The 16,244-nt window shown below is 39.6% G+C and carries 13 protein-coding genes; 12 read left to right on the forward strand and 1 reads right to left on the reverse strand.

Translation table 11 applies throughout. The features are described 5' to 3' along the window. Positions 1-85 precede the first annotated feature (85 nt). From M2265_RS06910 to M2265_RS06940, 7 genes are all read left to right on the forward strand, one after another. Positions 86-934: an ROK family protein gene (locus M2265_RS06910; RefSeq protein ID WP_132771308.1), complete on the forward strand. Its 849-nt coding sequence runs from the start codon at positions 86-88 to the stop codon at positions 932-934. Next, entirely contained in the window at positions 931-2,220 is a 1,290-nt protein-coding gene (locus M2265_RS06915; RefSeq protein ID WP_132771307.1) for a sugar porter family MFS transporter, read from the forward strand. Before M2265_RS06910 ends, M2265_RS06915 begins: the two co-directional genes overlap by 4 nt. Positions 2,221-2,472: 252 nt before the next feature. Further along, positions 2,473-5,583 (forward strand): SusC/RagA family TonB-linked outer membrane protein, encoded by a 3,111-nt coding sequence (locus M2265_RS06920; RefSeq protein WP_132771306.1) that lies wholly within the window; start codon positions 2,473-2,475, stop codon positions 5,581-5,583. Between the two features lie 79 nt (positions 5,584-5,662). After that, on the forward strand, positions 5,663-7,228 hold the full coding sequence (locus M2265_RS06925) for a RagB/SusD family nutrient uptake outer membrane protein (RefSeq protein WP_207898502.1): 1,566 nt from the start codon (positions 5,663-5,665) through the stop codon (positions 7,226-7,228). A 17-nt stretch (positions 7,229-7,245) separates the two neighbouring features. Then, positions 7,246-8,391: a SusE domain-containing protein gene (locus M2265_RS06930; RefSeq protein WP_132771304.1), complete on the forward strand. Its 1,146-nt coding sequence runs from the start codon at positions 7,246-7,248 to the stop codon at positions 8,389-8,391. Between the two features lie 6 nt (positions 8,392-8,397). Then, positions 8,398-9,534: a glycoside hydrolase family 76 protein gene (locus M2265_RS06935; protein ID WP_132771303.1), complete on the forward strand. Its 1,137-nt coding sequence runs from the start codon at positions 8,398-8,400 to the stop codon at positions 9,532-9,534. 5 nt (positions 9,535-9,539) lie between these two features. Beyond that, positions 9,540-10,742: a glycoside hydrolase family 76 protein gene (locus M2265_RS06940; RefSeq protein WP_132771302.1), complete on the forward strand. Its 1,203-nt coding sequence runs from the start codon at positions 9,540-9,542 to the stop codon at positions 10,740-10,742. Positions 10,743-10,951: 209 nt separating this feature from the next. On the opposite strand, the gene M2265_RS06945 is transcribed toward M2265_RS06940, so the two are convergent. Next, the gene (locus tag M2265_RS06945; protein ID WP_132771301.1) at positions 10,952-11,728 is read right to left on the reverse strand and encodes an alpha/beta fold hydrolase; all 777 of its coding nucleotides are present in this window, start codon (positions 11,726-11,728) and stop codon (positions 10,952-10,954) included. 497 nt (positions 11,729-12,225) lie between these two features. Between M2265_RS06945 and M2265_RS06950 the strand changes: the two genes are divergently transcribed. The 5 genes from M2265_RS06950 (at position 12,226) to M2265_RS06970 (ending at position 16,194) form a co-directional block, all read left to right on the forward strand. Then, the gene (locus tag M2265_RS06950) at positions 12,226-13,371 is read left to right on the forward strand and encodes a TlpA family protein disulfide reductase (RefSeq protein ID WP_132771300.1); all 1,146 of its coding nucleotides are present in this window, start codon (positions 12,226-12,228) and stop codon (positions 13,369-13,371) included. A gap of 28 nt (positions 13,372-13,399) precedes the next feature. Further along, positions 13,400-13,786, forward strand: coding sequence for a hypothetical protein (locus tag M2265_RS06955; RefSeq protein WP_132771299.1), 387 nt, complete (start codon positions 13,400-13,402; stop codon positions 13,784-13,786). Positions 13,787-13,809: 23 nt separating this feature from the next. After that, positions 13,810-14,349: a GNAT family N-acetyltransferase gene (locus M2265_RS06960; protein ID WP_132771298.1), complete on the forward strand. Its 540-nt coding sequence runs from the start codon at positions 13,810-13,812 to the stop codon at positions 14,347-14,349. A gap of 12 nt (positions 14,350-14,361) precedes the next feature. Further along, a complete protein-coding gene (locus M2265_RS06965) occupies positions 14,362-14,823 on the forward strand; it encodes a hypothetical protein (protein ID WP_132771297.1) in 462 nt (153 codons plus the stop codon). Between the two features lie 564 nt (positions 14,824-15,387). Continuing rightward, complete coding sequence (locus tag M2265_RS06970; protein ID WP_132771296.1) at positions 15,388-16,194, forward strand: AraC family transcriptional regulator; 807 nt, start codon at positions 15,388-15,390, stop codon at positions 16,192-16,194. Positions 16,195-16,244: the final 50 nt, after the last annotated feature.

Below are 16,244 nucleotides of genomic sequence, written 5' to 3' on the forward strand. Positions count from 1 at the left end.
CTTACTCAAATAAACTTGGAGAACTCCTGTTGCCTTATGATCGGCAATCCCTACTTCCTTTTCATGGCTCAACAAATACTGCACTATGAAAGATAACATTACAATCTGTATCGATATCGGCGGTTCACACCTGACGGCAGCATCCCTTAAAAAAGAAGGAAAACAATATTTTCCCATCAAAGAGATGCAAGGTGATGTGGACAGTGCAGCAAGCCGTGATATTATTTTAGCGCAGTGGGACCAAATCATCCAATCGGTCTGGAACAGGGAACATGAAAAAATTGATGCCATGATCGTCTCTATTCCAGGACCTTTTGATTATGAAAATGGGATCTGTCTGATGGACGGCATGCATAAGTATCAGTCCCTATTGCAGATGGATATCAAATCTCATTTTATGAAACAATATGGTGTCTATGGAGAAAATATCAAATTTATCAACGATGCAAAAGCATTTCTACTGGGCGAACTTTATCACCATAACCTGCAAGACAAACGGATTGCAGGTCTAAGTCTTGGGACAGGTTTAGGATCGGCTTTTTACACCGACAAACAGGTCAGCGACCTAAATTATGGGTCGGCACCATTCCGTACAGGTATAGCCGAAGATTTTATCTCCACCAGAGGTATACTTTCGCATCTCAAGCAAAATGGAACAGATGGAATAGCGCATATCAAAGCGCTGGTCGACAACGAAAAATTGATTCAGGAACGGACAGCAGCCTTTTCATTTCTTGCAGAAGCCTTAGTCGATTTTATCAAACTCCACATCCTTACGCTTAAACCAGAAGGGTTGATTTTAGGCGGAAGTATTGCCAAATCGCATCACCTTTTTCTCCCGGCCGTTCAAAAAGAAATCAACATGCCCATATATGTTGCGTCATTTAATAGCTGGAATTTATTTTTAGGATTAGCAACCTCACTTAGCTTATGAAAAATGTTTGGAAGTTTTCATTAATAGCTGCCCTAGGCGGCTTTTTATTCGGTTTTGAAACTGCAGTAATTTCAGGTGCCGAACAGATCATTCAAAAACTGTGGCAACTCGATGCTTTCTGGCATGGACTGACAGTTTCCATATCACTAATCGGAACCATCGTGGGCGCTATTGTCGCTGGCCGTTTTTCAGAACGTTACGGCCGAAAACCCGTCCTGAGCGCCATCGCACTTTTATATCTGCTCTCGGCCATTGGCTGTGGTGCCTCCCCTTTTTGGAGCTTGTTTCTACTCTTTAGATTCCTAGGGGGCCTAGCCGTTGGTATCAGTTCGGTGGTCGGACCTGTTTATATTTCCGAAATATCACCGGCCAAAGACCGAGGTAAATTAACAGGGCTCTTTCAGATTATGATCGTAAGTGGGATACTTGTGGCTTATTGTACCAATTTTCTTTTTGCAGATACCGGGGATCATGCTTGGCGGTATATGCTTGCCATCATGGCTTTACCTGCCGGAATCTTTTACGTACTCCTGAAAAAAATTCCAGAAAGCCCACGTTGGCTCGCTTTACATCGCAATATCGATGAAGCAAATGCCGTATTCCATACACTGGGACAACCGGCTCTGACACAAACGCAGCAGACCGAAAATACCCGTCATTCACCTTCTCTGTGGCAGAAGAAGTATTATAAACCGATTGCTTTTGCCGTACTTCTCGCATTTTTTAATCAGATGACCGGTATCAATGCGATCCTGTATTACGCTCCCCGCATCTTTGAAATCGCAGGTTTTGAAGCACAGCTCAGTTATCTCCAACCGATCTTTATTGGAGGCACCAATGTGGTATTCACCTTTCTAGGCATGAGTATCATTGACAAATTCGGTAGAAAAAAATTACTCTTGACAGGAGCAGTGGGCATGTTTGTATTCCTAATGCTTACCGCTTTCGGTCTCAAATCAGGCCATTCCACCTATCTCTTGTTTTATATCATCGGCTTTATTGGGGCATTTGCACTATCGCAGGGCGCTGTAATCTGGGTATTTCTTGCAGAAATATTTCCTAATGAAATACGCGCCAAAGGTTCTTCACTCGGAAGCACGACACATTGGATATTTGCCGCTATCATTTCCTGGATATTTCCTGTTATCGTAGAAGGAGGAGAAAATGGCGGATTCTATATTTTTCTCTTTTATGGAATAATGGTCGTTCTATCCTTTATTTTCATCCTATTCCTTCCTGAAACAAAAGGCAAAACCCTAGAAGGTATTGATCAGAATACGAACTAACATACCCATAAACAGAAAAAGGGGCAACATATATGTTGCCCCTTTTTTATTATCAATTTTTTCGGTCTTTTTCGCCTGTACATGTAGATCGATATCCTTTTAATCTTTATCGAAATACGTTTTTCAAAAAAAATATTCAAAATAATAGGTTATTTCAATAATATATTTAAATTTGTTAAACCGGTTTAGTTATACAGCAAACACGGTTTAGCAATCTAGCTAAAATAACCAACATATAAACTTTTATTCACTATGATTAAAAAGTCAAAATTATTCCTGGTTTCAGGTATACTGCTATTTGGGCATGCCCCTTATATAGCAATATCGAAACCTACTTTCCTCAAATGGACGGCTGCCCAGCAAGCTGTGCAGGGGAAAGTCATCGATGAAAACGGCAAGCCTATTCAGGGAGCTACCGTACTTTTGCTTGGAACCACCACAACAGTGGTGACGAATCCAGAAGGAAGCTTTTCCGTGCCTGGAAAAATTGGAGACCGCATTCGTGTCACCTACATAGGCTACCAAAATGTTGAAATGCGCATCGAAAGCAATGTCATCAGCGTTCAGATGACTGCAGACAGTCAATCGCTCGACGAAGTGATTGTGGTCGGTTACGGCACTACAACCCGTAGATCTGTTGTAGGGGCAGTAGATCAGATCAATGCCAAAGCCATTGAAAACAGACCTGTTGCCAACGTTACCCAAGCGCTACAGGGTGCCTCTCCAAGTCTCAACATCCAGCAACGAAGCATGGATCCCAATGACAACACCATGAACATCAACATCAGGGGGATTTCCACCATGAACAGTAACGGTCCACTGGTTGTCATCGACGGTCTGATCTCTGAATCCGGAGCACTCAACAAACTCAATCCAGCAGATATCGAAAGCGTATCTGTACTAAAGGATGCTGGTTCAGCCGCCATTTACGGTTCCAGATCAGCAAACGGAGTATTGCTTGTGACAACAAAATCGGGAGTAAAGAACCGGGCACCACGCGTTACTCTATCTGCGATGGCCGGTATTCAAGATCCTAAAATCCTTTTTTCCCCTATTGCAGGCTACCAAAATGCCACCTTGAAAAATCTTGCCCTAACAAATATTGGTTCAGACCCGGAATTCACTCCCGATCAGATCATGGATCTCTACAACCATCGCGATGAGGAAGAGTGGAATTATGACCGGATCATGCAGACTGCCCTGCAGCAAAATCATAATGTCTCCATTTCTGGTGGTGGTGAGCATTCGACCTATCTTTTCTCCGGAGGCTATCTCAATCAACGGAGCAATTTTGTCGGTAACAAAGACTATGGAATCGAACGCTTCAACCTACGCTCCAACCTCAGCAATGAATTTGGAATCTTCAAATTAAGTAGTATTTTGGCCTATTCCAGAAATAACGGACTGAACACGACAGCTGGCAATGCCATCATCAATTCCTCCCGTATCCCCTCCTACTATTATTATAGGATGCAGGCCGACAATGGTCGCTACCTGATCAATAATGCACTGACCGATCAGAATCCCTTAGCCGAATTAAGGGAAGGTGGATACCAGAAGAAAGACAATGATTATTTCAATGCCAACATTGCGTTGGATGTGAAACTCATGGAAGGTTTGAAATTGCGCGGGGTTTTCGGTGCAGAACTCACTTCAGATCACCGCTACATCCGACGGATTCAGGTACCGCTGTATTCCAGTGCAGACGCAGAAAAACCTTTGGTATATGTCAATTCAACCCGTAATACCGAAGACTTTAATGAAAAAGTGTCCATGCTCAACTATCAATTGTTATTGGATTACAACCGCACCTTTGGCGATCATGAATTCAAAGGTCTTTTCGGGGCTACCAATGAGTCTTTTACCCGCCGGCAAAATGAAATCAAATTGCAGTTCACCGATCCGATCTTAGGTACACCAACCACAGGAACCATCATCGATCCTTCCAGTAGAACCACACCCGAAGGCACCGAAGAGACGAGCATTACATCACTCATCGGAAGACTAAATTATGCGTATGCCCAACGTTATTTTATGGAAGCCTCTTTCCGTTACGACGGCTCTTCCAAATTTGCCAAGCATAACCGCTGGGGCTTCTTCCCATCGCTATCGCTCGGCTGGCGCATCTCGGAAGAGGGTTTTATGGAATCCTATAAAGAACGTGTCGGTGATCTAAAACTCCGTTCTTCATACGGTATATTGGGAAATCAAGATATTCCTCCTTATCAGTACCTCACCCGCTATACACCGGTCAATAACAGTTACGGCTTCAACAACGAAGCTGTCAGTGGAGCTGGGTTTACTTATGCCAATGAAGACCTGCGCTGGGAAAAAACGCATAATTTCAATATCGGATTAGATGCCTCATTCTTTCATAACAGTCTGACCGCCAGCTTCGATTATTTCCATAAAAATACAAGTGATATCCTCATCACTCCAACGATTCCATCAACATTTGGAACGGGACCTGCTAAGACTAATATTGGAAAGATGAAAAATCAAGGATGGGAATTTGTACTGTCCTACAGAACGAAAACCGGTGAATTCCAGCATAATTTCATGGCAAACATTGGAGACTCACACAATGAGGTGACTTATTTTGAAGGAAAAGAGCAGTTCTCCGAATCCGACCGCATCCGAAAAATAGTACGCGAAGGACTACCTTTTAATTCCTACTACGGTTATAAAGTTCAGAACTATTTCAAAAATATACAAGAAATTGAAACCGCAGCATTACCAGTTGGCGTTGCCGCTTCGGATTTGCAACCTGGTGACGTCCGCTATATTGACCGCAATAATGATGGTGTCATAGATTCCAAAGACCGATTTGTCTTGGGCAATGCCTTTCCTCGTTACACCTTTGGATTTACATACGACCTCACTTACAAAAACATCGATTTCAGCATGTTCTGGCAAGGTGTGGGCAGTAGGGATATGATGGTAAGGGGCGAATTGGTCGAGCCGTTCCACGAGAACTACTCCTATGCCATCTATCAGCACCAGCTCGATTATTGGACACCGACCAATACGGGAGCAGCATGGCCAAGGCTCACGGCCGCAGGCTCAGCATCGACTACGAATAATTACCAAACGGAATCAGATATCTTCTTATTCAACGGTAAGTATGCCAGACTGAAAAACCTGCAGATCGGCTATTCCTTGTCATCGAACTTCGCAAGCCGCCTGCATCTGCAAAAGGCACGGATATTTGTGAACGCCCAAAATCTGCTGACACTGAGTCTCAACTCCTGGATCGATCCGGAATCTTCAGAATTTGATGGCAACATGTCAGGGGCAGCAAACAGCGGACGAAACTACCCGACATTAAAATATTACGGTTTAGGAATAGATATTCAGTTTTAAAAATAAGAACATGAACAAAATTTTAAAAATGATGGGTATTACTGGTTTCGTGGTGGCTTTCACAAGCTCTTGCAACAGCATGGATCCCGTCCTGACAAAAGAATTTACAGATGCCACCTATTGGGAATCTGCAGCCAATGCCGAACTGATGGTTAACATGGCTTACAATCAAATGTATTCTGCTGATAAAATGTGGAATGACGAAGCACTCAGTGACAATATCTACGAGGGACGTTCGGCAACCGACCAACGGCTGATCCGAAATGGTTTGGCTAATCCAAACATGCCACGTTTCGCCTCGGAGTGGTCCGATGCCTACGGTGGATTAAAGACCTGCCATGTATTTTTGGCCAATTTGGATCGTGTCCCTGACGGCAACGAAGCCTGGAAAAAAAGAAAATCAGCAGAAATCCGTTTTATACGCGCTTTCATTTACTTTCGTCTTGTCAACTTTTTCGGAGACGTACCATTTTTCACCTCCGATATTACCTTGGCAGAATCAGAAACAATCAAGAGAACCCCTAAAGCAACTATACTTGCCTTTATCCATGACGAGCTCTCCGCCATCAGCATGATGCTTCCAAATCGCAATGAATTGGCTTTAAGTGACCGCGGACGAATCACTAGAGGTGCGGCAATGGCCTTTCAAGCACGAGCATATCTATATGAAAGCAATTGGCAGAAGACAGCTGATTACTGTGACAGTCTGATGCAAAATCAGGGTGTCTACGGCACTTATGCCCTATTCAATAGCTATGAAGGTCTTTTTCAGCCCGCCAATGAATACAATCAAGAAGTCATCTTAGATTATGCATATGTTCCGGGTAAAAAACAATGGAATAAACTTTACGATGCAGCCCCCCTATCTGCCGGTGCTCGCCTCAATGCCTATGCGCCACTTCAAAGTTTAGTCAATAACTACTTAACCACAAAGGGTATTCCGATAACAGAAGATGCTGCCTATTCGGACAACAACCCCTATGTTAATCGCGATCCCCGTATGTCAGCAACGATTGTCTTCCATGGTGGCCAATGGACCGACTTTAATGGAACGATACGTACCATCTATACAAAACCCGGTACAGGAAGCAACGATACCGAAAAAGCAGATGTATATATAAATGCTAGTGCAAATTCCTCCCCAACAGGTTATTATGTCAAGAAATATTATGATCCATCCGTAACCCAGGATTACAACTCAGGCCTCAATATCATTATGTTCCGTTATGCCGATGTCCTGTTGATGTATGCCGAGGCGCAGCATCAATTGGGTAAGATGGATGCCAGCGTCTGGAACCGTACAATCCGCCCCATCCGAGATAGAGCCAAATTTACAGCAGCATCAGCACTCGATTTCCCTACAGGAATAAGCGCGGCAGCACTTACTACCCTGATTCGTAATGAACGTCGAAGCGAGCTCGCACTGGAAGGCTTACGCTATTACGATATCGTACGCTGGAAAGCTGGAAAAACTTACTTAGACGGTACCGTCACCGGAGCAAAATTCGCCAATGGCAACTCGGATTATATCCGCCTTGATAACCGCAGGTTTGATGACAACAGAGATTACCTCTGGTCGGTGCCACGTGCCCAAATGGATCTGAACAAAAATTTGTTACCCAATAATCCGGGTTACGCAAACTAATTTAATCGCATAAAATCATGAAAAAAACAGCAATATTAATCTGGCTTGCCGCCGTTATAGCCACCTTAGGATCTTGTAAAACCGACAACATCGCCTATACAGATGTACAGGTCACAGCAGTCGACAACTTATTTGAACCTTTCGACAATAAAGCCGTTAAACTGGTAAGCGCAGCCTCGGCATCACTCTTCTTTGAATGGGAAGCGGCACTGACCGAAGACGGCGGGGCTCCACAATATGAAATCGCCTTTGATGTCGTAGGTGGAGATTTTTCAAAACCGCTCTATAAACTGACCTCAAACAATAAAGGCTATGCGACCAATGCCTATATCACCCATAAAGTGCTCAATTCAGTTGCTTCCCTTGCAGGAATCAATCCGGGAGAAAGTGGTGATGTACAATGGACGATTGTCACTTCCCGTGGTATCAACCGTGTTATTTCACCCGTAGTGCGTAAACTCAAAATCTCAAGCCTCGAAGGATTTGCCGATATTCCAAACGAACTGTTTGCTACAGGAGAAGCTTCCGAAGGTGGAGCTGACATCGCCGCTGCCCTTGCTTTTAAACAGACAGCCACAGGTGAATTTGAAATCTACACCAAATTGGAAGCTGGTAAAAAATATGTTTTTGTAGATCGCAAAGATAACGATGCACGCCGCTTCTATTCAGACAACCAGGTCAAACTAAAAGAAGCAACCGAAGATCTCAGTATGGAAGTTACCAAAACTGCGGTATACCGCATCCAGGTAGATTTCAATGTAGCGACCATCAATTTTACTGAAATCAAATCGATCGGTCTTTGGTTTTCGCCAGATAATAAAATTATGTTTAACCTCCCTTACCAAGGCAAAGGTATCTGGTCAGGTACTGGGGTCATTGCTTTCAAGCAAGAAGGCTGGGGAAAAGATGAACGCTACAAATTTCAGTTGGAAACCGTGGCCAACAATAAAAATGTGATCGAGCAGTTTGGTGCAAAAAATCCAACCGACAGCCGTCCAACACCTGCCAGTGATCCAGCATACTATTATATTAAATTGCTTAAAGCAGTTACCCAATGGGATGATAAATGGAAATTTGCAAGTGAAGTGGACAGCAAGTCGACAACGGTCAGCGTCATTTTACAAGGAGATAAAGAGTACACCCATCAAGTCACCGTCAACTAACGCATTATGATGAAATCAATGTATATAGGACTGCTCGTCCTCAGCTTGTTCAGCCTCAACAGCTGCAGCAAGATCAACGATGAATATCAGTTCAACGACGAGCTGGATATCTCGTGGGATCAGATGGCGCAACAAACTTCAGATGAACTGATCACCCAATTTTGGAACAACGAAGGCTATTTTAACTATGGAAGTGATGGCTCAGATCTAGGTTTCCAGTACTGGCCCAATGCACATGCCATGGATGTGGTCATCGATGCCTATCTCCGTACCCAGGACCCCAAATATAAAGACTACTTCGTCAAGTGGTTTGAAGGTGTCAAAAAGAAAAATGGCAATACGTATGAAAATGTTTTCTATGATGATATGGAGTGGAATGCACTGACCATGCTCCGCCTTTTTGAGATCACAAAAGAGCAAAAGTATATGGATGCAGTTTTGCACCTCTGGAATGATATTTTAAAAGCGTGGAATACCGAATATGCCGGCGGCGGATTAGCCTGGCGCAAGGATATGCTTTATTCAAAAAATGCCTGTTCCAACGGACCTGCAAGTATCCTTGCCGCCCGGTTGTATAAACTCACAAAAGATGAGCAATACCTGGATTGGGCCATCCGCATCTACGATTGGCAAAAAGAAACCCTTTTTGACAGGGCTACAGGTGCGGTATACGACAATATCAATGGCGAAACCGACGTCATCAATATGACTGCCCTCACCTATAACCAAGGGACATTTGTAGGAACAGCAGTGGAACTTTTTGATATTACGAAAGATCCTCTTTATATGAACGATGCACAAAAAGCATCCAATTATACGATGACCAAATGTATCGATGCCAGTAATAATGTCCTACGCAATGAAGGAGATGGAGATGGAGCCCTGTTTAAGGGGATCTTTGTACGTTACTTTATTGAATATTTGAAAAGAGATGGTATTAACGGAGCCTTTCGGTCAAAATTTGAAAACTTCATTCGTAACAACGGGAAAGTAGCCTGGCAGCAAGGGCAAGATACGGGGATCCTACTTTTCAGCCCATCATGGACACAAAAACCACTCGGACAGACACAATTAACGAGCCAGTCCAGCGCTGCTATGCTTTTTGAAGGACTGGCATCATTTGAAAAATCAACTAAAAAATAACGAATATGATCAAGCAAATCGTTGGAACAGGGATCGCCCTGTTAATTACAGCAGGTCTCTATGCACAACAAGCCAGTGAAAATACCGCTTATCAACGAGCGGTTAAAAGCCTACAGATAATTGAAAAACTTTATGGTGTAGCAGATGGCAAGCATCTTTTCCGCGAAGTTTATCCTTTTGACCAGACTTACAATGCGAGCTATCTTGGAGATGGAGATAACAGCAAGAAATCAAACCCCTACTCCTATCTTTGGCCATTTTCAGGAAGCTTATCCGCTTACACAGCACTTCTTGAAAAATCAAATGATCCAGAGATCAAAAAGCATATTGACCAAGAGGTGCTTCCGGGACTTGAAAATTACTTTGATAAACGTCAACCTGCAGCATACGCCTCCTATGTAAATAGTGCGCCGACATCAGACCGCTTTTATGACGACAATATCTGGCTGGGTATTGACTTTGCTGACCTCTATTTGCAAAGTAAAAATCCTGCATATTTAGCAAAGTCAAAGGAAATCTGGACTTTTGTAGAAAGTGGTATGGATGACAAGCTCGGTGGTGGTATCTATTGGTGCGAACAACGAAAAGAATCTAAAAACACCTGTTCCAATGCTCCAGCGGTCGTTTATTTACTTAAATTATATGAAGCAACACAAGAAAAAAAGTATCTTACGCAAGCCGTTACACTTTACAACTGGACGATGAAAAATCTCGAGGATCCGGCCGATCACTTATATTGGGACAACATCAACCTGAAAGGGGAAATTCAGAAAACGAAATATCCCTACAATACAGGACAGATGATCCAAGCAGGTGCCTTGCTGTATAAGCTGACCAAAGAAGAAAAATATCTGAAAGATGCACAGCTCTCAGCAAAATCAGCATTGGCTTATTTCTTCTATCCCGCAGGAAATGGAAAGGATAAAACTGCAAACTATCCCGTACTTAAAAAAAGCGACAATTGGTTTATCGCCATCATGCTGAGAGGATTTATTGAACTTTACCACCAAGATAAAAACAGCCAATATATCCAAGCTTTTCATTCCAATTTGGAACATGCATGGAAAGCCATGCGAGACAAAAACGGTTTATTCGGAACAGAGTGGACTGCAGATGCAAAACCTTCTGATCAGAAATGGCTATTAAATCAATTTGCCCTTGCTGAAATGTATGCCCGTTTATCACAAGTGCCAGACAGCCTAAAGTAAATATAACGGATATTCATGCTCTGCATCACAGCAAAAAGCCCGGTCGAAAGATTGGGCTTTTTGTTTTAGCGTGCAATTTGACACTGAACTAAAAATACAGGAAGATGAATCAAATAACATACCGTATTGATATCTTCCCTTACCGACTAAATGAACGGTCGCATCTATTAAGTAAAATGCCCAATTCGCCTGGAGCTTTGCACTCGGCACTACTGTTCATTTAAAAATTGCTTTAAAGTAATGAAGAATAATTCCAGTTGATCTTCATAGGCGACATGTCCTGCAAAAGGAATATTTAAAAGTGCGGCATTATCTATACATTCTGCAACTTCGAAAACACTTTTTCTAGAAAATAAATGATCTTGGTCACCTCTTACAATAAGTGCTGGACAATTGATTTCACTCACCCTTTCATTTGGAAATCCCGTTTCGGTTTTATCCAGCCATAAGGCTACCACTGATTTTATAAGCTTCTCAAAATCAGGCTCAGGATTTAATTTCTGATAGAGATTAAAACTATCTGGAAACTTTTCTTTCCAACCGGCAGCCGTTACATTCAAAAATATTTCTTCGGTTGCTAATAGATCTTTAATGTTCCATGTAGCGCCTATAGTCACAATTTTTTTGATTTTTATAGCATTTTCAATTGCCATTCTGTACGAAATAATTCCACCATCACTAAATCCAATAATTATAATATTATTGATGTTCAAGGACTTTAACAAAGCCTCAATATCAGATTGCAAAAGTTGATAAGTTAGCTTGTCAGATCCAAGTGAAGATTTGCCCTGTCCTCTGCTGTCTATCCCAATTATCCTAAAATCATCTGCTAAAAGTGGAACCAAAACATTAAAATCCTCCATATTTCCTACCCCCCCATGAAGAAAAATTATTACTGGTTTATCAGGATTCCCTATTTCTTCATAGTAAATCTTAGCTTCGCCGGTACAGAAGTACGCCCCCTTTTGATGGTCAAATGTATTCATAAATGTCTTTTTATAATTTTTTTTAGGTGAAGCTCAACTTTCTATTTATTCCTATTCTGATGTTTCTTTGTATCCACTCATCCGCTAAAATACCAAATTCATTTAAAAGATATTTTAATGCAAAAAGTTTTTTTACATACTTCTTCATCTGCACACATGCCAGTATAAGGTCCGGCTGGTTTGAAATAAATGCAAGCATATGAAAATTGTTATATATTTAATAGACATCTGGTCTTTATTTTGTTTATACTGCAACTCTTATGGTAAATTAAGATAATATTTCACATAAAAACACTCCCGTACAATACACCCCACCGGCACTTAACCGTAGAAGCTTTTTACTGCTGTTAAAAATTTCTATAACAACTGTAACAATAGATTCATAATTCGAGAGTTTAACTAAAAAAAGCTAACTTCATCATATTACTGATCTTCTGGGCTGTATGTAAATTAAGAATTGATTAAGTAAAAAGATACGAATTAATTGAAGCTTTCATATGACAAATAAATTTCTCTTATTATTATCAACTTATCTTTTTGTAATTGTATTAATTTTTATTGATTGTTCCTCGAGTTTTTCTCAGACGGTACAAATAACCGGTAATAGCGAAATATCTGAAGGGAAAGTCATCATTTCTTTTCTTACAAAAAATGGATCGCAGCTAGATTCAATACATATAAGAAACGGAGTCTTCGAAAAGATCATTCCTAAGAGCATTAATGAAAAATATAACATCAGATATGACAAAAATGAGTCATCTTACGATTTTTATATTTCCGAACATGTAACCCATCTTTATTTGGCAACGAATATTCCTCATTCAAAGGTGAAAAATCCATCCAATGCACAATTAGATCAGATCCGATATAATGAACTATTCCTTGATCTTAGAAAAGAGATCGCGCTTACAAATCAACAGCTATCTCATTTTCAGAAAACAAAAGTGTATACAGATTCTATTATCCATTTAGCAAACAAAATGGACTCACTCGAAAATTTGAGAATAACCGCTGCATTAGCCTATTATAAAAAACACCCTTTTTCATTAGCAGCATTAGAGAGCCTAGAGATTTTAATAAAGAGAAAATATGGAAGGGAACGTTACAAAGAGTTTAAACCATTATTTAATTCAAATAATAAAATTTTAAACAGCAACACTAATTATAAATCTATAAAACAATTTATCACCATTTTAGATGACTATCACATTCAAAATAGTGTCAAAAATTACACTGCATCTGATATTAACAGCGATATCATTCATGTTTACCAACTGGCTAAGGATAAGATCCTGTTAATTGATTTTTGGGCGAGCTGGTGTATTCCTTGTCGGGAAGAACATCCACAACTATTAGCATTAAGAGAAAAATATAAAGATAAATTTGAAGTATTATCCATATCCATTGATGAGGATCTTGTCAAGTGGAAGAAGGCTATTTCTGAAGACAAAATAGGCGTTTGGAAACACCTTTCTTATAAGTCAGGTAATCTACAAAATATCAGACGTGAACTCCTCGTCTTTTCTGTTCCGCTAAGATTACTGATAAATGAAAAGGGAGAAATTCTGAATAGATGGGAAGGATCCGACGAATTATTTATAAAAGAAATAGAACAAAAAATCCAGAAATTAATTGAGATTTAGCAAAAACAGATTATAGAACATGATATATATGAAAAAACTAACATTACTTGTCTTCTTATTGTCCATCACTACGATCATCTTTGGACAAGAGGTTGTAGAAACAAAAACTGCTACTGAAAATCCTGCTCAACATCAACAATATACTTATGCATATATTGTAATTAAAGGAAAATTTCTATCAAAAAAACTTAAGGTCAATGTTGATCTTGGTGAAACTGAAGAACAGCTTAAAGCTGGTAAAGAATATTCAGAGTTTCTAACGAATAAAATGTCATATGCCGCCATTCTTAATCATATGGTTGATAATGATTTTGAATTGGTTGAAACATTAGATTACACCACTGTAACTTCTGGTGATGGCGGTACATCTGGAATTGTATTTGTCATGAAAAAGAAGTCCGAAAAGAGAAAATAACCGTGATCTAAACTTTAAAAAATATGAATGACAAAAGTGTAGGGACAAAAGTTAAGGATATCAGTCATCACATGCTATTGAACAATGTCTTATTGAAATATATAGACATTACTGATACGATCAATATCCATAAACTACGCACAGACCCCGAGGTCAATAAATTTATGAAACGAGATCTAAACCAATCCCTCGAAGAGATTCAATTATTTATCAAAAAGCGGATGGATACAACTCATTATTTTACGATCAACATGAGAGATACTCAACAATTTGCAGGTACAATTACAATATGGAGGATCAATATTGAAAAAAAATCCGCAGAGCTGGGCTATGCACTGCTACCTGAATTTCAAGGCCAAGGTTTGATGAGTAGCGCAATACAGCTGGTCCTAAACTATGCTATTTCTACTTTAAAGCTCAACCATATCGAGGCAAAGACAGTTCGAAATAATATAAAGTCCCGTCAACTCCTAGAAAAGAATGGGTTTATCCTATTGCCTGATGTGATTGATGAAAATAACTCGGACAATGTGATTTATACATATAGCATGAAGCAAAACTGATTATAACTAAATATGAAATACCAATTTACATTACCGAACTTTCCGGAGTCAATCTTTGAAATGAAATATTCAACTTGGTTTGGTGAACAATCGTTATACAAAGACGATGTACCCATGGAGCGATCAACGGAAAAAGGAAAACCTTTTTTAATTCCGACTAAATCAGGAGAAATTTTAAAGGCTTATCCCAAAAAAGACTTTCCGAGTATTGTCCAAGCGCTAGAAATCGATCAGAACCAGCACAACATAGTAGAAAAACTGAAGTTGTACGATTTTGCTATTGCACTACTACCCTTCTGTTTGGTTTTTATTTTTAACGGTAAAAGTATCTTCATCGCAATTGCACTCGTAGCATTTCTAAACAATTTGGATATCCTAAGAACTAATAGCACGCAAAAGAATAAATATCTAAAAGTGATCGTTCAAACAGCTGTGATCACTGCACTTTATTTTGTAGCGATACAGTTGTTCTAAGTTTGATAGAGAGGCTACCTTAAGAGGAATGCTATAATACTTCTGCATTCGACAACTCATCAAAATAAGAGATGAAGAAGAATTCGCTCTTTTCCAATAGTCAATTTCTAAAAGAATATCATTCTAATAAATACGATCGGATCGCGCATAGTCTTTAGCAATGATTTAATTACGATGATGAGGACCTTCTATACACCGATATATGCGAGATAACCACCTACTAACATAAATACCACAAAGATAAAGAAAGCACGGATGATCACCGCTCTCGTATTGATTTCCTTTTTCATATTTCAAATATTTATTAAGTTTACTGCGCAACTACTAATGCACCGATTCCTGCTAAAAACACTGTTTTTCAATGATGTCTACAATCATTTTCCGTCAAACATTATATCGACAATCTGTACCTAAAGTTAATATATAAATAATTTAAACCCAAAAAAATCAGACCTATTTATAAAATAACACTTTGATTATTTAAGATAATTGTTGAATTTGGATCAAAACAAAAAACATTCATGTAGATAAAACAAATGGATTAAATGCATAACTATACTTAAAATGGGAAAGAAAAATATAGCTTTTTTTGAACAAGAGCACTTTAATAAAATAAAGGAATATAGATTTACTCCAGACCCATTTCTTCAAGAATATGTCAAAGAGTTTATGATAGTGGAAACTCCTGATTTAGTAAATTTAGAAACGCTTCCCAGCACATCAGTATCATTGAACTATATTTTGAATGGTGCAGTCACATTGAAGCAAAAAAATCAGGAGGTGATCGATTTACCCAAAGCTTTCGCTTTTGGGATCGCCCGCACTTCACTCCATTTTGAATTCTCAAAGTGCACCACTTTATTTGTCATTATCTTTAATCCCGGGATGGCATCCGCATTGATTAATACCCCCATAAATGAGTTTTTTGAGACATTTATACCATTTGATAATTTTTTTAACCGGCATCAAATTTCCTGCTTAAATAAAATTTTCTCTAAAAAAAATGAATACGAACTGATGGTCGAAAAAATAGAAAGGTTTCTGCTTGTGGAATTATTGTGTGCCCATACGGATGGCATTATTAAAGAAGCGATCCGTGAAATTATTGACTCCCAAGGTTCTATTCCGATCAAAAAACTATTAGGTCAACTGCAGATTAGTAGAGACTCATTTGAAAAAAAATTCAGAAAACAAGTTGGCACTTCACCAAAACAGTTTTCAAACATTGTGAGATTTAGAAATTTATTCGAAAATGATCACAAGAAAACGAATTTAACTGCAATCGGGTTAAATGCAGGATACTATGACCAGTCTCACTTTATAAAAGATTTTAAAGCCATTACGGGCAAAAAACCATCATCTTTTTTATAATCTCTAATCCGTACTTTACGTCATCAAGATTAATATATCTTGATTGGTAA

This window comes from Sphingobacterium kitahiroshimense (assembly GCF_025961315.1).
Lineage (GTDB): Bacteria > Bacteroidota > Bacteroidia > Sphingobacteriales > Sphingobacteriaceae > Sphingobacterium > Sphingobacterium anhuiense.